22 protein-coding genes and 2 tRNA genes are annotated in these 21,445 nt (G+C 67.5%); 17 read left to right on the top strand and 7 right to left on the bottom strand.

The features are described from left to right. The first annotated feature begins 37 nt into the window (after positions 1-37). From E6C76_RS09465 to rpoS, 14 genes are all read left to right on the top strand, one after another. Positions 38-114 (top strand) — tRNA-Val (locus E6C76_RS09465). Positions 115-276: 162 nt separating this feature from the next. After that, entirely contained in the window at positions 277-2,193 is a 1,917-nt protein-coding gene (thrS, locus tag E6C76_RS09460; protein ID WP_136347970.1) for a threonine--tRNA ligase, read from the top strand. Between the two features lie 30 nt (positions 2,194-2,223). Continuing rightward, positions 2,224-2,748, top strand: a complete 525-nt coding sequence (infC, locus tag E6C76_RS09455; protein ID WP_136347969.1) for a translation initiation factor IF-3 — start codon at positions 2,224-2,226, stop codon at positions 2,746-2,748. Positions 2,749-2,860: 112 nt separating this feature from the next. Next, on the top strand, positions 2,861-3,058 hold the full coding sequence (gene rpmI / locus E6C76_RS09450; RefSeq protein WP_136347968.1) for a 50S ribosomal protein L35: 198 nt from the start codon (positions 2,861-2,863) through the stop codon (positions 3,056-3,058). 12 nt (positions 3,059-3,070) lie between these two features. Continuing rightward, the gene (gene rplT / locus E6C76_RS09445) at positions 3,071-3,430 is read left to right on the top strand and encodes a 50S ribosomal protein L20 (RefSeq protein WP_011764816.1); all 360 of its coding nucleotides are present in this window, start codon (positions 3,071-3,073) and stop codon (positions 3,428-3,430) included. A gap of 66 nt (positions 3,431-3,496) precedes the next feature. After that, on the top strand, positions 3,497-4,528 hold the full coding sequence (gene pheS / locus E6C76_RS09440) for a phenylalanine--tRNA ligase subunit alpha (protein WP_136347967.1): 1,032 nt from the start codon (positions 3,497-3,499) through the stop codon (positions 4,526-4,528). A 6-nt stretch (positions 4,529-4,534) separates the two neighbouring features. After that, positions 4,535-6,916 carry a phenylalanine--tRNA ligase subunit beta gene (pheT, locus tag E6C76_RS09435; RefSeq protein ID WP_136347966.1) on the top strand — a complete coding sequence of 794 codons (2,382 nt, stop codon included), beginning with the start codon at positions 4,535-4,537 and terminating at the stop codon, positions 6,914-6,916. 13 nt (positions 6,917-6,929) lie between these two features. Further along, positions 6,930-7,235 carry an integration host factor subunit alpha gene (locus E6C76_RS09430; protein WP_136347965.1) on the top strand — a complete coding sequence of 102 codons (306 nt, stop codon included), beginning with the start codon at positions 6,930-6,932 and terminating at the stop codon, positions 7,233-7,235. Next, entirely contained in the window at positions 7,216-7,596 is a 381-nt protein-coding gene (locus tag E6C76_RS09425; protein WP_136347964.1) for a MerR family transcriptional regulator, read from the top strand. Before E6C76_RS09430 ends, E6C76_RS09425 begins: the two co-directional genes overlap by 20 nt. A gap of 72 nt (positions 7,597-7,668) precedes the next feature. Beyond that, positions 7,669-7,745 (top strand) — tRNA-Pro (locus E6C76_RS09420). A gap of 113 nt (positions 7,746-7,858) precedes the next feature. Then, positions 7,859-8,602 (top strand): 5'/3'-nucleotidase SurE, encoded by a 744-nt coding sequence (surE, locus tag E6C76_RS09415; protein WP_136347963.1) that lies wholly within the window; start codon positions 7,859-7,861, stop codon positions 8,600-8,602. Next, a complete protein-coding gene (locus E6C76_RS09410) occupies positions 8,599-9,255 on the top strand; it encodes a protein-L-isoaspartate(D-aspartate) O-methyltransferase (protein WP_230976215.1) in 657 nt (218 codons plus the stop codon). The genes surE and E6C76_RS09410 overlap by 4 nt, the downstream gene beginning before the upstream one ends. A gap of 11 nt (positions 9,256-9,266) precedes the next feature. Continuing rightward, positions 9,267-10,181, top strand: coding sequence for a peptidoglycan DD-metalloendopeptidase family protein (locus E6C76_RS09405; RefSeq protein WP_136347962.1), 915 nt, complete (start codon positions 9,267-9,269; stop codon positions 10,179-10,181). Positions 10,182-10,194: 13 nt separating this feature from the next. Continuing rightward, the gene (gene rpoS, locus E6C76_RS09400; RefSeq protein WP_136347961.1) at positions 10,195-11,130 is read left to right on the top strand and encodes an RNA polymerase sigma factor RpoS; all 936 of its coding nucleotides are present in this window, start codon (positions 10,195-10,197) and stop codon (positions 11,128-11,130) included. A gap of 27 nt (positions 11,131-11,157) precedes the next feature. Here the strand turns inward: rpoS and mltB are convergent, their stop codons facing one another. From mltB to E6C76_RS09380, 4 genes are read right to left on the bottom strand one after another with little or no spacing between them, the layout of a single operon-like run. Then, positions 11,158-12,159: a lytic murein transglycosylase B gene (gene mltB, locus E6C76_RS09395; protein ID WP_136347960.1), complete on the bottom strand. Its 1,002-nt coding sequence runs from the start codon at positions 12,157-12,159 to the stop codon at positions 11,158-11,160. After that, positions 12,156-14,099 (bottom strand): transglutaminase TgpA family protein, encoded by a 1,944-nt coding sequence (locus tag E6C76_RS09390; RefSeq protein ID WP_136347959.1) that lies wholly within the window; start codon positions 14,097-14,099, stop codon positions 12,156-12,158. Before E6C76_RS09390 ends, mltB begins: the two co-directional genes overlap by 4 nt. Next, on the bottom strand, positions 14,083-15,057 hold the full coding sequence (locus tag E6C76_RS09385) for a DUF58 domain-containing protein (protein WP_136347958.1): 975 nt from the start codon (positions 15,055-15,057) through the stop codon (positions 14,083-14,085). Before E6C76_RS09385 ends, E6C76_RS09390 begins: the two co-directional genes overlap by 17 nt. Beyond that, entirely contained in the window at positions 15,057-15,974 is a 918-nt protein-coding gene (locus tag E6C76_RS09380) for an AAA family ATPase (RefSeq protein WP_136347957.1), read from the bottom strand. The genes E6C76_RS09385 and E6C76_RS09380 overlap by 1 nt, the downstream gene beginning before the upstream one ends. 135 nt (positions 15,975-16,109) lie before the next feature. On the opposite strand from E6C76_RS09380, the gene E6C76_RS09375 reads away from it, so the two are divergent. The 3 genes from E6C76_RS09375 to bamC all read left to right on the top strand — a co-directional run bounded on the left by E6C76_RS09375 (position 16,110) and on the right by bamC (position 19,163). Beyond that, entirely contained in the window at positions 16,110-17,036 is a 927-nt protein-coding gene (locus E6C76_RS09375) for a histone deacetylase family protein (RefSeq protein ID WP_136347956.1), read from the top strand. Between the two features lie 94 nt (positions 17,037-17,130). Further along, the gene (gene dapA / locus E6C76_RS09370; protein ID WP_136347955.1) at positions 17,131-18,009 is read left to right on the top strand and encodes a 4-hydroxy-tetrahydrodipicolinate synthase; all 879 of its coding nucleotides are present in this window, start codon (positions 17,131-17,133) and stop codon (positions 18,007-18,009) included. Between the two features lie 26 nt (positions 18,010-18,035). After that, entirely contained in the window at positions 18,036-19,163 is a 1,128-nt protein-coding gene (gene bamC / locus E6C76_RS09365) for an outer membrane protein assembly factor BamC (RefSeq protein WP_136347954.1), read from the top strand. A 128-nt stretch (positions 19,164-19,291) separates the two neighbouring features. On the opposite strand, the gene E6C76_RS09360 is transcribed toward bamC, so the two are convergent. From E6C76_RS09360 to E6C76_RS09350, 3 genes are all read right to left on the bottom strand, one after another. Beyond that, on the bottom strand, positions 19,292-19,639 hold the full coding sequence (locus tag E6C76_RS09360) for a hypothetical protein (protein WP_136347953.1): 348 nt from the start codon (positions 19,637-19,639) through the stop codon (positions 19,292-19,294). Positions 19,640-19,805: 166 nt separating this feature from the next. Beyond that, the gene (locus tag E6C76_RS09355; protein ID WP_136347952.1) at positions 19,806-20,288 is read right to left on the bottom strand and encodes a DUF7931 domain-containing protein; all 483 of its coding nucleotides are present in this window, start codon (positions 20,286-20,288) and stop codon (positions 19,806-19,808) included. A gap of 5 nt (positions 20,289-20,293) precedes the next feature. After that, complete coding sequence (locus E6C76_RS09350) at positions 20,294-21,415, bottom strand: ribosomal protein uL16 3-hydroxylase (RefSeq protein ID WP_136347951.1); 1,122 nt, start codon at positions 21,413-21,415, stop codon at positions 20,294-20,296. Between the last annotated feature and the right edge of the window lie 30 nt (positions 21,416-21,445).

The raw sequence follows: 21,445 nt of genomic DNA, 5'->3' as shown, positions 1-21,445 counted from the left end.
AGTAGAGCGCGAACGTATATAATGCGCGGCTCTTAGCAGGCGCGTAGCTCAGTTGGTTAGAGCACCACCTTGACATGGTGGGGGTCGTTGGTTCGAATCCAATCGCGCCTACCAGACATCTGGAGCCGGCGATCATGTTCCGAACTTGCACTACCGAGTCCTGAATCCTTCAGTCGGGTCCCGCTGTGTAAGTGCTCCAAGAAAAAGTGCGGCTCGACCGCACTTTTTTTTCGTCTGTACGACCCCACTGCCGCGGGGTCAGACCGAGGTTGAACGATGCCGAACATCACGCTTCCGGACGGCTCCGTCCGCAGTTTCGAACAGCCGGTCACGGTGGCCGAGGTGGCCGCCTCCATCGGTGCCGGTCTGGCCAAGGCCGCGCTGGCCGGCCGGGTGGGCGACCGCCTGGTCGACCTGTCCCATCGCATCGAAGCCGATGCCGAGTTGGCCATCATCACCGACAAGAACCCGGAAGGGCTGGAGATCATCCGCCACTCCACCGCCCACCTGCTGGCGCATGCGGTCAAGGAGCTGTTCCCGGAAGCGCAGGTGACCATCGGCCCGGTGATCGACAACGGCTTCTATTACGACTTCTCTTACAAGCGCCCGTTCACGCCCGAGGATCTGCAAAAGATCGAGCAGCGCATGGCCGAGCTCGCCAAGGCCGACATTCCCGTGTCGCGCGAGGTGTGGGCGCGCGACGAGGCGGTGGAATTCTTCAAGGGCCAGGGGGAGAACTACAAGGCCGAGATCATCGCCTCCATCCCCAGTGCCGAGGACGTTTCGCTGTACCGCCAGGGCGAATTCACCGACCTGTGTCGCGGCCCGCACGTGCCGACCACGGCCAAGCTCAAGGTGTTCAAGCTGATGAAGGTGGCCGGCGCCTACTGGCGCGGTGACTCCAGGAACGAGATGCTGCAACGCATCTACGGCACGGCCTGGGTGAAGAAGGACGATCTGGACGCCTACCTGCACATGCTGGAAGAGGCCGAGAAGCGCGACCATCGCAAGCTTGGCCGCCAGCTGGACCTCTTCCACCTGCAGGACGAGGCGCCCGGCATGGTGTTCTGGCACGCCAAGGGCTGGACGCTGTGGCAGCAGGTCGAGCAGTACCTGCGCCGCACCATCGACCAGCACGGCTACCAGGAGGTGAAGACGCCGCAGATCGTCGACCGCTCGCTGTGGGAGAAGTCCGGCCACTGGGGCATGTATTCCGACCTGATGTTCACCACCCAGTCGGAAAAGCACGACTACGCGGTCAAGCCGATGAACTGCCCGTGCCACATCCAGATCTTCAACCAGGGCCTGAAGAGCTACCGCGACCTGCCGTTGCGCATGGCCGAGTTCGGCTCCTGCCACCGCAACGAACCCTCCGGCTCGCTGCACGGCATCATGCGCGTGCGCAACTTCGTGCAGGACGACGCGCACATCTTCTGTACCGAAGGGCAGGTGCAGGAGGAGTCGGCCGAATTCATCCGCCTGTTGCAGAAGGTGTATCGCGACTTCGGCTTCGAGGACGTGCAGGTCAAGCTGTCCACGCGCCCCGACAAGCGCGTCGGCACCGACGAGCAATGGGACGCCGCCGAGGCTGCGCTGGCCGCCGCGCTGGATGCGCAACAACTGGCCTACGATCTGCAGCCCGGCGAAGGCGCCTTCTACGGCCCGAAGATCGAATTCTCGCTGAAGGACTGCCTGGGCCGCGTGTGGCAGTGCGGCACGCTGCAACTGGACTTCAACCTGCCGGTGCGCCTGGGGGCGGAATACGTCGCCGAGGACAACACCAAGAAGTACCCGGTGATGCTGCACCGGGCCATCCTCGGTTCGCTGGAACGCTTCATCGGCATCCTCATCGAGCACCACGCTGGTGCGCTGCCCCTGTGGCTGGCGCCGCGCCATGCGGTGGTGCTGAACATTTCCGAAGGGCAGGCCGAGTACGCCCGCGAAGTGGAAAAAACCTTGCGCGAAGCCGGTTTCCGCGTCGAGGCCGATTTGCGCAACGAAAAGATTAACTATAAAATCCGCGAGCATAGCGTGCACAAGCTGCCCTATCTGCTGGTCGTCGGCGAGAAGGAGAAGGCCGAGGGCAAGGTGGCGGTTCGTGCGCGGGGCGGCCAGGATCTTGGCCAAATGTCCCTGGATACGTTGATCGGGCGCTGGCATCGCGAAATCGAAGCGAAAGCCGGCCCGGTCTGATTTTTTTGTAATTCTGGAGAGGAACGAACCATCGCTCAAGATAAGAAGCAGCGCGTGAATGGGGAGATCAACGCGCTTGAGGTCCGGCTGGTCGGTGAAGAGGGCGAACAGCTCGGCATCGTGTCCCTGAACGCGGCCCTGGGTGCCGCCGAGGAAGCCGGCCTGGATCTGGTCGAGATTGCACCGATGGCGAAGCCGCCGGTCTGCAAGATCATGGACTTCGGCAAGTTCAAGTACCAGGAGCAGAAGAAGGCCCACGAAGCCCGCCTGAAGCAGAAGCAGGTGCAGGTCAAGGAGGTCAAGCTGCGTCCCGGTACCGACGAGAACGACTACCAGATCAAGCTGCGCAATCTGAAGCGGTTCCTCGAAGAAGGCGACAAGTGCAAGGTCACCCTGCGCTTCCGTGGCCGGGAGATGGCGCACCAGGAGTTCGGTCTGCGCCAGCTGGAAAGAGTCAAGGCCGATCTGGTGGAGCATGGCCAGGTCGAGCAGATGCCCAAGATGGAAGGGCGTCAGATGATCATGGTGATCGCGCCGATCAAGAAGATTCGCTGATCGGGGCGGACGCCCTGAAGCGGTTCCGTGAGGCGCCGCATTACAAGTGGTGTCAGGTTTGCAAAGCGTCGCGACGGCGCTACCTGACGGCATTCATAAACAGGAGTTAGCAATGCCCAAGATGAAGACCAAGAGCGGCGCCAAGAAGCGCTTCAAGGTCCGCTCCAGCGGTGGGATCAAGCGGTCCCAGGCGTTCAAGCGCCACATCCTTACCAAGAAGACCACCAAGGTGAAGCGTCAGCTGCGCGGCATGACGGAAGTGCATGCCGCCGACGAAAAGCTGATCCGCGCCATGTTGCCTTACGCTTGATAGGAGACCGCCATGCCCAGAGTTAAACGTGGTGTAACCGCCCGCGCCCGCCACAAGAAAGTCCTTGATCAGGCCAAGGGTTACCGCGGCCGCCGCAAGAACGTATACCGCATCGCCAAGCAGGCGGTGATGAAGGCCGGCCAGTACGCCTACCGTGACCGCCGCCAGCGCAAGCGCCAGTTCCGTGCCCTGTGGATCGCGCGTATCAACGCTGCGGCCCGCGAGCTGGGTCTGACCTACTCGACCTTCATGAATGGCCTGAAGAAGGCCGCCGTGGAGGTGGATCGCAAGGTGCTGGCCGACCTGGCCGTGTTCGACAAGCCGGCGTTTGCCGCGCTCGCCGAACAAGCCCGGGCCAAACTCGCTGCGTAATCGAACGCAGCACCGAAAAAGGAGGCCTGGCCTCCTTTTTTTTTCTGGGATTCTCTACGGCTTCACATGGACAAGCTCGATCAACTGGTTCAACAGGCCGCCGCCGAGTTCGCCGCCGCGGCCGATGGTGCCCAGCTCGAACAGGCCAAGGCGCGCTATCTGGGCAAGAGCGGTTCGCTGACCGAACTGCTGAAGGGGCTGGGCAAGCTCGATCCGGAGGCCCGGCGTGCCGCCGGTGCCGAGATCAACCGCGCCAAGGAGGCCGTGGAGGCCGCGCTGGAAGCCCGGCGCACCGCCCTGCGCGAGGCCGCGCTGCTGGCCCAGCTGGCCGCCGAGGCGCTGGACGTGACCCTGCCGGGGCGCGGCAACACCACCGGTGGCCTGCACCCGACCAGCCGCACGCTGGAGCGCGTCGAGGCGCTGTTCCGCTCGATCGGCTTCGTCGTGGCCGACGGCCCGGAAATCGAGACCGACTGGCACAACTTCACCGCGCTGAACACGCCGGAAAACCACCCGGCGCGTTCCATGCATGACACCTTCTACCTGGAAGGCCAGGATGACGTGCTGCTGCGCACCCACACCAGCCCGGTGCAGGTGCGCGCCATGCTCGCGCACGTTGCCCGTTATGCCGGGCAGGAGAGCATGCCGGACATCCGCGTGATCGCCCCGGGGCGCGTGTACCGGGTGGATTCCGATGCCACGCACTCGCCGATGTTCCACCAGGTCGAGGGCCTGTGGGTGGGCGAGAACGTCAGCTTCGCCGACCTGAAGGGCGTGATCGCCGACTTCCTGCGCAAGTTCTTCGAAAGCGACGACCTGCAGGTGCGCTTCCGCCCGTCCTTCTTCCCGTTCACCGAGCCCAGCGCCGAGATCGACGTGGCCTTCATGAGCGGTCCGCTCGAAGGGCGCTGGCTGGAGATCGCCGGCTGCGGCTCGGTGCACCCCAACGTACTGCGCTTCGGCGGCATCGACCCCGAACGCTACACCGGCTTCGCCTTCGGCATGGGGCCGGATCGCCTCACCATGCTGCGCTACGGCGTCAATGACCTGCGCCTGTTCTTCGAAGGCGACCTGCGCTTCTTGAGCCAATTCAGGTAACCCATCATGCAATTCTCGGAAAACTGGCTGCGTACCTTCGTCAGCCCGGCGCTCGACAGCGAGGCGCTCGGCCATCTGCTGACCATGGCCGGCCTCGAAGTGGAAGAGGCCGATCCGCTCGCCCCGCCGTTCAGCTCGGTGGTGGTCGCGCGCATCGTGGAAACCGACAAGCACCCCAATGCCGACAAGCTGAAGGTCTGCAAGGTGGACGCCGGCCAGGGCGAGCCGCTGCAGATCGTCTGCGGCGCGCCCAACGCGGCGGCCGGCATGCTGGTGCCCTGCGCCCTGGTGGGCGCGGTGCTGCCCGGCGGGTTCGCCATCAAGGCGGCCAAGCTGCGCGGCGTGGAATCCTTCGGCATGCTGTGCTCGGCGCGCGAACTGGGCCTCTCCGAAGACCACGGCGGCCTGCTGGCGCTGCCGGAAGGCCTGGAGGTCGGCCAGGACGTGCGCGCCGCGCTGGGGCTGGACGACATCCGCTTCACCATCAAGCTCACCCCCAACCGTGCCGACTGCCTGAGCCTCGCCGGCGTTGCCCGCGAAGTGGCCGCGCTCACCGACGCGCCGCTGGCGCTGCCCGCCATCGAGGCCGTGGCACCGGCCATCGATGCGCGCCGCGCCATCGTACTCGACGCCCCCGAAGCCTGCCCGCGCTACTGCGGGCGCGTGCTGCGCGGCGTGGATGCGCGTGCGGCCACGCCGGAGTGGATGAAGCAGCGCCTGCAGGCCAGCGGCGTGCGCGCGATCAGCGCGCTGGTGGACGTCACCAACTACGTCATGATGGAACTGGGCCAGCCGCTGCACGCCTTCGACAACACGAAGTTGCAGGGCGCCATCCACGTGCGCCACCCGCGCGCGGGCGAAACCGTGCGCCTGCTCAACGAGCAGACCGTCACCCCCGCCGCCGATACCCTGCTGATCGCCGACGAGGCGTGCGCGCTGGCGCTCGCCGGCGTCATGGGCGGCGAGGAAAGCGGCATCACCCTGGACACCACCGAAGTCTTCCTGGAAAGCGCGTTCTTCGCACCGGCCGCCATCGCCGGCCGCGCGCGCGCCTTCGGGTTCTCCTCCGACGCCTCGCACCGTTTCGAACGCGGCGTGGATTTCGAACTGGCGCGTACCGCCATCGAACGTGCCACCCGGCTGATCCTCGACCTCTGCGGCGGCGAGGCCGGCCCGGTGGAGGATGCCGTGTCGCCGCAGCATCTGCCCGCCCGCCCGGGCGTGCGCCTGCGCCCGGCGCGCGCCCGGCGCGTGCTCGGCGTGGATCTCGACGACGACACCATCGCCGCGCTGCTGGCGCGCGTGCACCTGCCGGTGCGGCGCGTGGACGGCGATTTCCTGGTCACCCCGCCGTCCTTCCGTTTTGACATCGAGATCGAAGAGGATCTGATCGAGGAAGTCGCCCGCCTGTACGGCTACGACAACATCCCGGCGGTGCCGCCGCGCGGCGACCTGTGCATGCTCGAACGCAGCGAATCCTCGCGCAACGCCTGGGACGTGCGCCATCTGCTGGCCGGCCGCGACTATCAGGAAGTGGTCAATTTCTCCTTCGTGGACGCGGCTTGGGAGCGCGACTTCTGCGCCAATCCGGATCCGATCCGGTTGGCCAACCCCATCGCCAGCCAGATGAACGTGATGCGCTCCAGCCTGATCCCGGGGCTGGCCGCCAACGTGCTGGTCAACCGCAACCGCCAGCAGGACCGCGTGCGCGTGTTCGAAATCGGCCGCTGCTTCGAGCGCAAGGCGGATGGTGAGCCGGTGGCCGGATTTCACCAGCCCCTGCGCGTCGCCGCGCTGGCCACCGGATCGGCCGTGCGCGAACAGTGGGGTACGCCCGCCCGCCAAGTGGATTTCTATGACGTGAAGGGCGACCTGGAAGCCTTGTTCGCCCCCGGCGAACTGAGCTTCGAGAGTCTTTCCCACCCCGCGCTGCATCCGGGGCGCGCCGCCACGGTACTGTTCCAGGGGCGCCGCGTGGGCATCCTCGGCGAACTGCATCCGGTATGGGTGCAGCGCTACGATCTGGGCAGCGCGCCGGTGGCCTTCGAGGTCGATCTGGATGCCGTGCTGCACGCCGCGCTGCCGGCCTACCGCGAGATTTCCCGCCAGCCGGCGGTGATCCGCGACCTGGCGCTGGTGGTCGCCCAGGAGGTCTCCGCCGCACGCGTCGTGGAGGTGCTGCGCACCGCCGCGCCGGCCATCGTGCGCGAGATCGGGCTGTTCGACGTGTATCAGGGCAAGGGCATCGAGCCGGAGAAAAAGAGCCTTGCTTTCAGGGTGTTGATGCAAGATACTCAGCGCACGCTTGAAGACGCCGAGGTAGAGCAGGCCGTCGAGGCGCTGGTACGCCAAGCCGAGACCACGTTGGGTGCCCGGTTGCGCGGCTAGGGAGAATAACAAGGTGACCTTGACCAAAGCGGAACTGGCCGACCTGCTGTTCGAGCGCGTCGGCCTCAACAAGCGTGAAGCCAAGGATATGGTGGAAGGCTTCTTCGAGGAGATCAGGCTGGCGCTGGAGCGCGGCGACTGCGTGAAGCTGTCCGGCTTCGGCAATTTCCAGCTGCGCGACAAGCCCCAGCGCCCCGGCCGCAATCCGAAGACCGGCGAGGAGATTCCGATCACCGCGCGCCGCGTCGTCACCTTCCACGCCAGTCAGAAGCTGAAGGCCGTCGTGGAGCAGCTCAGCGATGCAAGCAAGCAGCCATAACGCGGACAGCGATCCTCTGCCGCCCATCCCGGCAAAGCGCTACTTCACCATTGGCGAGGTCAGCGAGCTGTGCGCGGTGAAGCCGCACGTGCTGCGCTACTGGGAGCAGGAATTCACCCAGCTCAAGCCGGTCAAGCGGCGCGGCAACCGGCGCTACTACCAACATCACGAGGTGCTGCTGGTGCGCCGCATCCGCCAGTTGCTCTACGATGAAGGCTTCACCATTTCCGGCGCGCGCAACCGCCTGGGTGAAACGGCCATCCACGAGCACGAGGCCGAGGAGGAAAGCGACCGCCTCAAGCGGGTGCTCGGCGAGGTGCGTGGCGAGCTTGAAGCCCTGCTCGCTGAATTGCGCGGGTGAGCCGCCGAGAACATCCGGCAACTGCGTTCGGCTGGAAAACTTTCCGAGAAGTGCTATAATTTTTGTCTGTGTCGGGGCGTAGCGCAGCCTGGTAGCGCACTTGCATGGGGTGCAAGGGGTCGCGAGTTCGAATCCCGCCGCCCCGACCAAACTTCGCAGACAAAAACCGGCCCATGCGCCGGTTTTTTGTTTTCCACTCGTGCGGTGGCGAATCCACCGGTGGGCGGTGCCGGTACACAAGTCGCATCAACACGGAACGAACATGCGCATTCTCGTCAGCAACGACGATGGTTATTTCGCCCCTGGCATCGCCGCGCTCGCCGAGGCCTTGAGCACGGTCGGCGAAGTGACCGTGGTGGCCCCGGAGCGCGACCGCAGCGGGGCGAGCAATTCCCTGACGCTGGACCGTCCGCTGTCGCTGCGGCGCGCGGCCAGCGGCTTTTACTTCGTCAACGGCACGCCGACCGACTGCGTGCATCTGGCGGTCACCGGCATGCTCGACCATCTGCCCGACATGGTGGTGTCCGGGATCAATCACGGCGCCAACATGGGTGACGACACCATTTATTCGGGTACCGTGGCGGCGGCCACCGAAGGCTATCTGCTGGGGGTGCCGTCGATCGCTGTATCGCTGGTCAGCAAGGCGGCCAGTGATTTTTCCGCCGCGGCGCGGGTCGCGCGCGACCTGGCCGAACGCTTCCAGCGCGTGCCGTTCACCCGTCCGGTGCTGCTCAATGTCAACGTGCCGGACCGACCCTACGAAGAGCTTGGCGAACTGCGCGTCACCCGCCTGGGCAAACGCCACAAGGCCGAGCCCGTCATCCGCAGCGTGACGCCGCGCAATGAGACGGTGTACTGGGTGGGGGCCGCCGGGGGGGCCGCCGACGCGGGCGAAGGCACCGATTTCCATGCCGTCGCCAACGGCCATGTGTCGGTGACGCCCTTGCAGATCGATTTGACCCATACCGGGCTGATCGCCCCGGTGGCGGACTGGCTGGGACGATGAACAGGACCGTGGCGGATGCCGCCGGGGGGGCCGCGCGCGCCCGCGCCCGCATGATCGAGCGCCTGCGCACGCAGGGTATCCGTGACGAGAAGGTGCTGGCTGCGATGCAGCAGGTGCCCCGGCATCAGTTCGTCCAGGAAGGCCTGGCCTACAGCGCCTATGACGATACGGCCCTGCCGATCGGCTTCCAGCAGACCATCTCCCAGCCCTTCGTGGTCGCGCGCATGATCGAGATTCTGCGCAGCGGGCGGGAACTCGGCCGCACGCTGGAGGTCGGGGCAGGGTGTGGTTATCAGGCGGCGGTGCTGTCCTTCGTCGCCCAGGAAGTGTATGCGGTGGAGCGCATCCGCCCGCTGCTGGACCGCGCGCGTGAAAATCTGAGAACCATGCGGCGGCCGAACGTGCGCTTCAAACATGCGGATGGTAATCTCGGTCTGCCCGAGGCGGCGCCTTTTGACACCATCATCGTGGCCGCCGCGGCCACCTCGGTGCCGGCGGCGCTGAAGGAACAGCTGGCGCCCGGCGGGCGGTTGATGATCCCGGTGGGCACTTCCGAGCAACGCCTGGTGCTGGTGGAGCGGCAAGGTGCCATCTTCAGGGAAAGCCGGCTCGAAGCAGTGCGCTTCGTGCCCTTGCTGACTGGAACGGAATGAGAACGAAGACGATGTCTGGAGGTTTCTTGCGAGTTGCCGCGCTGTGCGTTGCGGCCGGTTTGCTGGCGGGGTGCGCGGGCAAGACCGCCGCACCCGTGCGCGATGTGACCCAGGCACCGCCTCCCGAGTCGGTGACGGCGCAGCCGGTCGTGGAGGACGCGCACGCGTTCCATACCGTGAGCCCGGGTGAGACCCTGCTGGCGATTTCGCGCCAGTACGGTCACAGCGTGGCCGACCTGGTGGCCTGGAACGGGCTGACCAACCCCAACCAGATCCAGGTAGGCCAGCAGTTGCGCGTGTCCCCTCCGGGCGGCGCGGTGGCCGAGGTCGTGGCGATTCCGGATTCCACCGAGCTGCGTCCCCTGCCGGGGGCGGCCGATGTCGCCGGCACGCCCGTGCTGCAGGAGCCCAAGGGCGGCCGCCAGCCCTACAGCGACGAAGCCTGGGCCAGGACGCAGGGCCATCCCGCGCCGGTGGCCAGCGCGCCGCCGAGCGTGCCCGCGCCGCAGCAGGTGCCCGCTCCCGATGCGGCCACCGCAGGTCAATGGGCCTGGCCGGTCGCCAGCGGCAATGTGCTGCTCGGCTTCGAACAGCCGAAGGGCGAAAACGGCAAGCTGCTCAACAAGGGGCTGGACATCGGCGGCACGCCGGGCACGCCGGTGCTGGCCTCCGCACCGGGGACGGTGATGTATGCCGGGAGTGGCTTGCGTGGTTTTGGAAAACTGGTCATCATCAGACACGAGTCTGACTACCAGACCGTGTATGCCCACAACCAGCAACTGCTGGTCAAGGAAGGCGACACGGTGACTCGGGGGCAGAAGATCGCCGAACTGGGCAGTACCGATGCAGACCGACCCATGCTGCATTTCGAGATCCGTAGGCAGGGCAGGCCGCTGGATCCGATGAAATACCTGCCCGCGCGCTGACGAGAGGAGGCCCATGCAGGATCCGGCAAGCCCTGAAGACATCGACTGCCAGGAACCGGATCTGCCCCTCGAGGTGGAGGTATTCGCCGAACCTCCTCCACCCGCGCCGGAAAATGAATTCCTCAGCGACGTCACTCAGATCTACCTGAACGAGATCGGCGTCAACCCGCTGCTCACCGCGCAGGAAGAGGCCGCGCTGGCGCGCCGGGTGCGCGCGGGGGATTTCGAGGCCCGCCAGATCATGATCGAGCGCAACCTGCGCCTGGTTGTGAACATCGCCAAGCATTACCTCAACCGCGGCATCCCGCTGCTCGATCTGGTCGAGGAAGGCAACCTCGGCCTGATGCACGCGCTGGAGAAGTTCGATCCCGAGCGCGGCTTCCGCTTCTCCACCTATGCCACCTGGTGGATCCGGCAGAACATCGAACGCGCGATCATGAACCAGTCGCGCACCATCCGCCTGCCCGTGCATGTGGTCAAGGAACTCAATCAGGTGCTGCGCGCGCAGCGCCATCTGGAGGCTGCCGGCAACGGGGAGTCCAGTCTGGAGGAGATCGCCCGCCGGCTCGATCGTCCGGTCGAGGACGTGCGCGCCATCCTCGCCCTGTCCGAGCACACCGCCTCGCTCGACGCGCCGCTGGACATCGACCCTTCCCTGTCGATCGGTGAATCGCTCGCCGACGAGCATGCCGAGCCCCCGGAGTCGCAGATCCATACCGGCGAGATCGAAAGCCTGATCCGCGAGTGGATCGCCATGCTCAACGACAAGCAGTGCCTGGTGATCCGCCACCGCTATGGGCTGGATGAGTGCGAGGTGATGACGCTCGAAGAGCTTGCCGCCCAGCTCGGCCTGACCCGCGAGCGGGTGCGGCAGATCCAGCTGGAGGCACTCGGCCAGTTGCGTCGCATCCTCAAGCGGCGCGGCATTTCCAAGGACGTGCTGCTGTAGCGGGCGCGCCGTGCCGGCACGCTGCGCTCAGTTTCCGTAGCCGTGGCGCAGGGCCTCGGCAAGCTGGAACACCGACATGGCGTAGAAGCTGCTGCGGTTGTAGCGCGTGATCACGTAGAAATTCCGGTATCCCAGCCAGTATTCGGTTTCCGCGCCCGGCGTGGGCAGGTCCACCAGCGTGGCGGTTTCCGCCGCGGCTTCGCCGTTCAGGCGGACCACGCCGGCGGCGGCGAGCCCTTCGGGCGACAGGCTGGGGTCGATGCCGGCATCGATCAGCGCCTGTGGGTCGAGCTCCGGCGCCAGCCGGGCGCGATGGGCGACCGGCTGGCCGGGCAGCCAGCCATGCACGTGCAGGTAGTTGGCCACGCTGCCGATGGCATCGGCCGGGCTGGCATCGAAATCGATCCTGCCGTCGCCGTCGAAATCCACCGCGTAGGCGCGCACGCTGCTCGGCAGGAATTGCGGAAAGCCCAGCGCGCCGGCGTAGGAGCCGTAGTAGCTGAACGGGTCGCGCCCCTGCTCGCGGGCGAGCAGCAACAGGTTTTCCAGTTCGCGGCGGAACAGCGGCGCGCGCGGCGGGTAGTCGAAGGCCAGCGTGGCCAGCGCCGACAGGGTTTCGAAGTTGCCGGTGTGGCGGCCGTACAGGGTTTCCACGCCGATGATGGCGACGATGATCTCTTCGGCGACGCCGTATTGCTCGCTGGCACGCCGGATGGTGTCGGCATGGGCGCGCCAGAACGCCAGCCCGCCGTTGATGCGGGTGTCGTCGAGGAAGCGCGCGCGATAGCGTTGCCAGGAGCGCGCGCCAGGCGTGCTGGGGGGGCGGATCAGCTCGATCACGCGGGGCTGGTGGCGCGCGCGGTCGAGCAGGGCCAGCAGTTCGGCATCGTCGAAGCCGTGGGTGGCATGCATTTCCCGCACGAATTCGCGGGCTTCGTCGCGCTGCACGAAGGAGGAGGCCGACGCGCTCAGGGGCAGGGCCGCCAGCACGAGCAGCAGGCGGGAAAGGCAGCGGGCGGAACGGCTCATGTGAAATCGATTCTCCGGATGCGTTGGCTCAGTTCGCGCACGGCCGCCGGGCCGTCCGCGGCGCGGTAGCGCATGCGCGCGTAATCGCTGGCGATGCGCCGCAGTTCCCCGGCATGCGCCGGGAAGCGGTCCGCCAGCCGGGTGGCGAAGTCCAGCGGACCTTCCCAGGCGTGGCGCGGCAGGCCATGACGCGCCGCACGGCGGCAGAACGCCTGCCAGGCCTGGTCGAGCGGATCGGCGCTGCGGCGCTGGTGGAAGGCCCAACCCAGCAGCGCGAGCATCAGCAGGCCGGCCGCGGCGCCGGTGGCCAGGGTCAGCGTGCGCCAGTCCGTCTCCAGCCCGAGGCGGGCGAGCAGGTCGCGCTGGCGGTCCTCATTGTAGCCAAGAACCCACAGGTTCCAGTGGTTGGAGACGGCTTCCCAGCGGTGGCGGAATTCGCGCAGCCAGGAGAATTCCGGGCGCATCAGCAGGGGGCGCGGATCGCCGGCGCGGATCGATTCGCCCAGGCCGCGCTCGATGCGCTGCGGGGCCGCCGCTGCCGTGGGGTCGACACGGCGCCAGCCCTGGCCGTCGATCCACACCTCGGCCCAGGCATGGGCGTCCGACTGGCGGACCACCACGGTATCGTCGATCGGATTGACTTGCCCGCCCTGGTAGCCGGTGACCACGCGCGCGGGCAATCCGGCGGCGCGCATCAGGAAGACGAAGGCAGAGGCGTAGTGTTCGCAGAAGCCTTCGAGGGTATCGAACAGGAACTCGTCGACACTGTGCGCCCCGAGCAGGGTGGGCGTGAGGGTGTAGGTGTAGTTGCCCGAGGCGAAGTGATCGAACGCGCGGCTGACGATGGTCCCGGCGTCGGCGCCGTCGGCCGCCAGCCGGGCGGCGAGCGCGCGGGCGCGCGGATTGCCTTGCGCGGGCAGCCTGCGCACGGCGGCCAGCACGGCGGCGGACTCTTCCATGCCCACTGGGGTATGCGGCCGCGAACGCAGGTCGAAGCGCGCGCGCGCGCGTACCGGGCGGGCGGCGAGCAGTTGGAAGTCGTCGGCGTACAGCAGATCGTCCAGGCCGGCATCGGGGTAGTCGAGGGCCAGCAGCCAGCGCCGGTTGTGCGCCTCCAGCGTCAGGCTGTAGGCGTAGACCGGGCCGCCGGGTTGATAGGCGGGTGCGGCGGTGCTGGTGGTACGCACGGCGCGCCAGGTGCGCCCGTCGAACTCGGTGAGTACCGGGCCGCGCCAGTAGCGCAATGCGTTGGGCGGCGGTTCGCCGGCGAAGGCGGCGCGGAAGGCGATGGCGTCGGACAGGCTCAGCTCGCTGATCGAGCCGGGCTCCATTGTGTCCGACAATCCGCTGACCGCACTGTGGGCGTCCGCCGGCAGGCCCCACAGCGGACCCTCAATGCGGGGGAAGAACACAAACAGCACGAGCATGAAGGGCAGCCCCTGCAAGACCAGCGTGGCGGCGCCGCGCAACAGCCCTGGCAAGGGCGCGCGCGGCTGGTGGAGGCCGAACAGCGCGGTGACGGCGAGCAGGGTGCCGGCCAGTGCGAGCGCGGCCACGCCCATGGTCTGGTCGTAGAAGAACAGGCCGAGTTGCAGGAAGAAGCTGAGCAGCACGGCCACGCGCGCATCGCGCGGGCTGCCGCCCTCCAGCAGTTTCAGGCAGAGCAGCACGGCGAGCAGGGCCACGCCGGGGTCCTTGCCGAAGAAGTGGCCGAAGTCGATCTTGATCGCCAGCGCGGCGGCCAGCGCCACGCCCAGGACCAGCCAGCGCGGCAGCCCCTTGACCCGGTCGAGCAACTGCGCACCGCGCCAGCCCAGCAGCAATACGCATAGCGCAACCAGCCAGGGCGGCAGATGCCCTGCATGCGGAAGCACCGTGACGCTGGCCGCGGCGAGCAGACAGAACGCCGTACGGCGGGAGACTTCAACGTTCGGCGGCATGACCGTGCAGGGCGAGCAGGCGCAGCGCGTCGCGCAGGTGCGCGGGCCCATGGCCGTAGGGCAGCGTGGTGCCGGGCAGGCGCAGCGCGTAGGTGTGGCCGCCGTTTTCGGCGGCCAGCAGCCAGGCGGCAAGGCGCGACAGGCGGGCCTCGTCGTCGAGCGCCCCGGGCAGGGCGTGCCAGTCCAGCTCGACGTGTTCGCCCGCCTGCCCGGCGAACTGCTTGGTGAGCACGGGGCCGCCGCGCGCCAATGCCTTCCAGGCGATGTGGCGGGGGGAGTCGCCGCGCTGATGTGCGCGCAGCCCGGTGAAGTCGCCGTCGCCGGTGGCGCGCGCCAGGCGGCCGTGGCCGTCGCCGGTGCCGGCGGGCAATGGGGGTGGATCGTTTTCCGGCGCGGGATAGACCAGTCCGCGCAGGTCCGGATGCAGGATGCTCCAGGCGCGCACCAGGCCGAGCGGGAAGCGCGTTTCCAGCGTGACGCGGCCGATCGGTAGCCAGCCGCGGCGTGTTGCGGGCAGGTTCAGGACGGCATCGGCGGCGGACGCTGCGGGCAGCTCCAGCAGGGTCTCGCCGTTGCCGGCCCGCAGGCTCAAGGCCGGGCGCGGGGTGTCGCGCCGGTTTTCCAGGCGCAGCACGAAGGCCGCCGATTCGCCCTGGAACACGGGCGCGCAATGCGCCGGGCGGATTTCCAGATGCAGCAGGTTGCGGAAAGCCTGGACCAGGCTGGCCACGCCCACGCCGCCGAGCAGAAAGGTGAGCGCGTATCCCAGGCTGAGGTTGTAGTTGATCGAGGCCAGCAGCAGGGTCAGCAGGGCCGCGGCATAGGCCAGTCCCGCCCCGCTGGGCAGCACATAGATGCGCCGCTGGAAGAGCTGGATGGGACTGGCTTCCGGCTGTGGCGCGCGCCGGTTCCAGCGCAGGAATCGCGGCAGGAAGGCGGCCGCTTGTGGGGCGTCCATCAAACCAGCCGGACGGCCTCGACCAGCCGGCGCAGGGTGGCCGGCGGCACCGGGCGGCCGTCGGTGGCCAGATGCAGGCGGTGGCCGGCGACGTGCGGGAAGACCGCCTGCACGTCCTCGGGCAGTACGTGGTCCCGGCCTTCCAGCAGCGCCCAGGCGCGCGCGGCGGACAGCAGGGCGAGGCCCGCGCGCGGGCTCAGGCCGCCGAGCAGTTCGGGGTCGTGGCGGGTGGAGTCCACCAGGGCGTGCAGGTAGTCCACCAGCCGGTCAGTGACCGTCAGCGCGCGCGCGGCATGCTGCAGTTCCAGCAACTGCTCGGGGGCGATCACCGCCTCGCGGCGTTCGAGCAGGCCGCGGCGATCCTCGCCGAGCAGCAGCGCGCGTTCGGCCGCGCGGTCCGGGTAGCCCAGGCGGATGCGCATCAGGAAGCGGTCGAGCTGGCTTTCGGGCAGCGGGAAGGTGCCGATCTGCGAGGCGGGATTCTGCGTGGCGACGACGAAGAAGGGCTCGGGCAGCGCCAGCGTCTGTCCGTCGGCGGTGACCTGGTGCTCCTCCATGGCCTCGAGCAGTGCGCTCTGCGTTTTCGGCGTGGCGCGGTTGATCTCGTCGGCGAGGATCAACTGCGCGAACACCGGGCCGGGGTGGAAGCGGAAGGCGCCGCTTTCGCGTTCGAAGATGGATACGCCGACGATGTCTGCCGGCAGCAGATCGCTGGTGAACTGGATGCGCTGGAAGCGCAGGCCGATCAGGCGGGCCAGCACGTGGGCCAGCGTGGTCTTGCCTACGCCGGGCACATCCTCGATCAGCAGGTGTCCGCGCGCCACCATGCAGGCCAGTGCCAGGCGTAGTTCGTGTTCCTTGCCGAGGATGATCTGCGCGGCGGCCTCGAGCAGCCGGGTGGCATGGCGATGGGGCATGTGGGGGCTACTGTGAAATTGACGGGGAAGCGGTGATAATAGACGACAAACACTAGTAGTCCGCGCCAGGAGGCCGCTTCGTGCGGGTTGGAAGCGGGCCTGCGCGGAAAAGTTCTGCAGCGAGGAGAGGGGGGTATGACCACAACCGCGTTCATCACGCATCGTGAATGCTGGCTGCACGACATGGGGACTTTTCACCCCGAGTGCCCAGACCGGCTGTCGGCGATCAACGACCGGCTGATCGCCGCCGGCCTGGATCTTTATCTGTCGTTCTACGACGCGCCGTATGCCACGGACGAGCAGATCATCCGTGCCCATCCGGCCAGCTATCTGGCCGAGCTCAATGCCAACGTGCCCGAGCACGGCATCCGCCACCTCGACCCCGACACGGCGATGAGCCCCAACACGCTGAAAGCCGCGCTGCGCTCGGCGGGCGCCGGGGTGCTGGCCACCGATCTGGTGATGAAGGGCGAGGTGGAGAATGCCTTCTGCGCGGTGCGCCCGCCCGGACACCATGCCGAGCGCGCCCAGGCGATGGGTTTCTGTTTCCTCAACAACGTGGCCATCGCCGCGCGCCATGCGCTGGAGGCGCACGGGCTGCAGCGCGTGGCCATCGTCGATTTCGACGTGCACCACGGCAACGGCACCGAGGACATCTTCCGCGACGATCCGCGCGCGATGATGGTCAGCATCTTCCAGCACCCGTTCTATCCATACAGCGGCGTGGAAAATCCACCCGACCACATGTGCAACGTGCCGGTGCCCGCCGGCACGCGCGGCGACGCCTTCCGCCAGATCGTCAGTGACATCTGGATTCCCGCGCTGCGCAACCACAATCCGCAGGCCATCTTCATCTCGGCCGGTTTCGACGCGCACTACGAGGACGACATGGGTTCGCTCGGCCTGGTCGAGGCCGACTATGTCTGGGCCACCCAGCAGATCAAGGGGCTGGCCGCCGAGTGCGGGCACCAGCGCATCGTTTCGGTGCTGGAAGGCGGCTATTCGCTGTCCTCGCTGGCGCGTTCGGTAGTCTCGCACATCAAGGCGCTGGCCGATCTCTGAGGGCGGTCGGCCATTCGCGCGGAAAGTGCCTGCCGGCACTGGCCGCGCGTGCCCGATCGGTTAGAATGGCACTTTACCTTTTTCGCCCTCATCCATGATTACCGGATCGATCGTCGCCATCGTCACGCCCATGCATGAAGATGGCAGCCTGGATTTCGTCCGTCTGCGCAGCCTGATCGACTTCCACGTCGCGGAAGGCACCGACGGCATCGTCATCGTCGGCACCACGGGCGAATCGCCCACGGTCAATGTCGACGAACACTGCGAACTCATCAAGGTGGCCGTCGAGCACGCCGCCGGCCGCGTGCCGGTGATCGCCGGCACCGGCGCCAATTCCACCGACGAGGCCATCGAGCTGGCGCGTTTCGCCGCCGGCGCGGGGGCGAGCGCGCACCTGTCGGTGGTGCCGTACTACAACAAGCCCACGCAGGAAGGCCTGTACCGGCATTTCCGCGCCATCGCCGAGGCGGTCGAGCTGCCGCTGATCCTGTACAACGTGCCGGGCCGCACGGTGGCCGATCTGGGCAATGACACCGCGCTGCGCCTGGCCGAGATCCCCAACGTGATCGGCATCAAGGACGCCACCGGCAGCATCGACCGCGCCTGCGACCTGATCGCCCGCGCGCCGAAGGATTTCGCGCTGTACAGCGGCGACGACATGACCGCGGCCTGCTTCATCCTGCTGGGCGGCCACGGCACCATCTCGGTGACCGCCAACGTGGCCCCGCGCGCCATGCACGAGATGTGCGCGGCCGCCTTGCGCGGCGACGCCCTGCGTGTGCGCGAGATCAATGCCCGCCTGGCCGGCCTGCACCGCGACCTGTTCTGCGAGGCCAACCCGATTCCCGTGAAGTGGGCGGTGGAGCAATTGGGATTGATCGGTCCGGGCATTCGCCTGCCGCTCACCCCGTTCTCGCCCACGCTGCACGAACGCCTCCGTCTGGCCATGCGCCAGGCCGGCCTCGACGTTTGATCCTTCCCATCGACCGCAGGAACCCAATGAACCGCTCTTCGCGTACCGCCGTTTCCCTCGTGGCCCTGTCGCTGGCGCTGGCCGGTTGCTCCAGCCTGATGCCGGAATCGAAGAAGATCGACTACAAGAGCGCACGCACGCTGCCGTCGCTCGAAATCCCCCCGGATCTCACCGGGCCCACCGGCGACGACCGCTACACGGTACCCGACGTCTCTCCGCGCGGCGTGGCCACCTACTCGGCGTACAGCGCGGATCGTGCCACCCAGCCGCAGGCAGGTTTCGAAGTCATCCCGACGGTCGAGCGCATGCGCATCGAGCGCGCCGGCACCCAGCGCTGGCTGGTGGTGCCCGGCACGCCGGACGCGCTGTGGCCGGAGATCAAGGACTTCTGGCTGGAGATGGGCTTCATCCTGAACATCGATCGTCCCGACATCGGCGTGATGGAAACCGACTGGGCGGAAAACCGCGCCAAGATTCCGCAGGACTTCATCCGCTCCACGCTTGGCCGGGTGCTCGACGGGCTGTTCTCCACGCCGGAGCGCGACAAGTTCCGTACCCGCATCGAGAAGGGCGAGGACGGCAGCGTGGAAATCTACATCAGCCACCGCGGCATGATGGAAATCTACACCACCGAAGCCAAGGATTCGACCACCTGGCAGCCGCGCGCGGCCGACCCCGAGCTCGAAGCCGAAATGCTCAGCCGCCTGATGGTGCGTCTGGGCGCCGAGGAAGCCCGTGCCCAGGCGCAGCTGGCGAGCGCGCCGGACGCCGAACGCGCCCACCTGCGTGTCGCCGACGGCCTCACCGTGCTGGCGCTCGACGAATCCTTCGACCGCGCCTGGCGCCGCGTCGGCCTGGCGCTGGATCGCATCGGCTTCACCGTCGAGGACCGCGACCGTTCGCAGGGCCTGTACTACGTGCGCTACGTGGATCCGCAGATCGACAACGAAAGCGCCCGCAAGGAAGGCTTCCTCTCCCGCCTGGCGTTCTGGCGCAGCAGCGAGAAGGTCGCCGCCGCCGGCAGCGAATACCGCCTGCGCCTGCGCGGCAGCGGCGATGCCACCACGATTGCGGTGCTGAGCACCACGGGCGAGGAGGACAACTCCGAAACCGCGCGCCGCATGCTCGGCCTGCTGCATCAGCAACTGCGTTGAGCATGCGCCCGTCCGTACCGGCTCGCCCGGTGCGGACGGCGGCCCGGCGGCGACTTGGGGAGCGCCGGGCAATGAAAAAGCCGGCCCGCGGGCCGGCTTTTTCGTGGGCGCCGGAAGGCGCCGGCCGCTTACTTCTGTTCCACGGCGTCCTTGGCGGCCTCGACCGCATCCTTGGCGGCTTCGGTGGCGTCCTGCACGGCTTCTTCCACCTTTTCCTTGGCCTCGGCGGCGGCGTCCTTGGCGTCTTCGACCGCGCCTTCGACGGCTTGCTTGGCTTCTTCGGTCAGGCTGGTGTCGCCTTGCTGGGCTTCACCTTCGGTTTCCGGCGCGGCGGGCGGCTCGACCGGGGCCGGGGCGACCGGAGCGCTCTGCTCCACAGGGGCCGGAGCCGGAACCGGGGCCGGTTCTTCCTTCTTGCCGCAAGCGGTCACGGCGATGGCGAGCAGGGAGGCGAGCAGCAGGGAGGTTTGCTTCATTGTTATGTTCCTTTTCGATCGGATGAACGGACTGCAGGTCATGGGTCAGGCCCGGCTATCCTGCCTTTCGGGCCGATCCACAATGAGAAATGGTATCACGCGGGCGGAATGCCCTTCCACTCGGGGGGCGTATCAGGAGGCAATGTGACGATTGTTCAAATATCGTTCAAAGCCCAAGCGGCGCGCGGGTTTGGCCGGGTCGGGAGTTTATCCACATTGTTTCAAATTGTGCGATCCGGGGGGCACAGGCGCCGGGATCGTCCACACAGATCTTGCCGCGCGGACGCTCGTGGTGGAAGCGGATGATCAGGTCGTGCCGGTCGATGACCGCGAAGGGCGGGTAGGCGGAGGGGGACTGCGCGGCATCCTCGGCGATGCGCAGGGTGATGCGATGGGCGTGGCGTTCCAGCAGAAGCTGCAGGCGGGGGCAGCGGCCTTCCAGATGGCCGGCGTCGGCGACCAGCAGCTTCACGCATTCACCGCCGCCCGCGCGGGTCAGGAAGGCGGCGAGGGCTTCGGCGCCGGCGGGCGCTTCCAGGCCGGTTTCGGCCAGATCCGGGTCGAACAGCAGGATTTCCCGCGCGCCGCGTGCGATGGCTTCGAGCAGGGCCGTGCGGTAGGCGGCATAGGTATCGAAACCTTGTTCCATGGCGTTCAGTCCGTTCCCGGGTGGCCGTAGCCGTCACGGTACCACGCATGCAGCAGGGCGAGCACGGCGGGGTCCAGCGCGCCGCCGGCGGGCAGACGGCGCGCGTGCGCCAGGCGTTGCAGCGTTGCGTGGGCCGCGGCCGGTGCATCGACGCTTTCGCCATTGAGGAAGAAACGCCCGCCGTGGAACAGCAGCACCGAACGGGCGTCCAGGCGGAAGCCGGATTTCTCCACCCGCTGGGCGAAGCGCGCGGGCGCGAGCGGTTTTTCCGGGGGATCGAAGAACACGTGCGCTTTCGGCTCGGTCAGATACTCGCCGAGGAAGCCGGCCACCGCGTCGCGGTCCCAGCAGATCTGGCGCAGCATGGCATCGACCTGGTCGATCATGGCTTCGGGGATGCGCGCGGAGTTGTCCTGTGCGGCCAGATCGGGATCGGCATACACGCCGTCCAGGCAGGTGTGCTCGTGCAGCCAGTCGAGAAAGCCCGCACCCACTTCCTGCGCGGTGGGCGTGCGGAAGCCGATGGAATGCGTCATGCACTCGCCGATGGCGATGCCGTCATGCGCCCAGTGCGGCGGCAGGTAGAGCAGATCGCCGGTTTCCAGCACCCAGTCGTGGATGGGCTGGAAGTTCTTCAGGATGCGCAGCGGCGCGCCTTCCACCAGTTGATGATCGCTCTGGTCGCCGATGCGCCAGCGCCGCTTGCCCATGCCCTGGATCAGGAACACGTCGTAGTTGTCGAAGTGCGGCCCCACGCCGCCGCCATCCACCGCGTAGCTCACCATCAGGTCGTCGAGGCGGGCCTGGGGGATGAAGTCCAGGCAGTGCAGCAGTTCGTCGGCGGCCGCTTCCCACAGGTTCATGCCCTGCACCAGCACCGTCCACGGCGTACGCTTGCCGCGCAGCCGGCCGGGGCGCTGCGGGCCGTGTTCGACTTCCCAGGTGTCTCCGTCGTGGCGTACCCAGCGCGATTCCACGTCTGGATCGCAGGCCAGCTCGAAGAGGCGCTCGCGGCTCACCACGCCGGTGAATCCGGGAATGGCCTGACGCACCAGCAGCGGTTTCTTTTGCCAGTATTCGTCGAGAAACCGGCGGGGCGAGAGGCCCCCGAGGAAGGTATCGATCATGGCGCGGATTATAGTGGGCGGCGGTCCATC

The organism is Pseudothauera nasutitermitis (genome assembly GCF_004801295.1).
Lineage (GTDB): Bacteria > Pseudomonadota > Gammaproteobacteria > Burkholderiales > Rhodocyclaceae > Pseudothauera > Pseudothauera nasutitermitis.
This window is presented reverse-complemented; position numbering and strand designations above follow the sequence as displayed.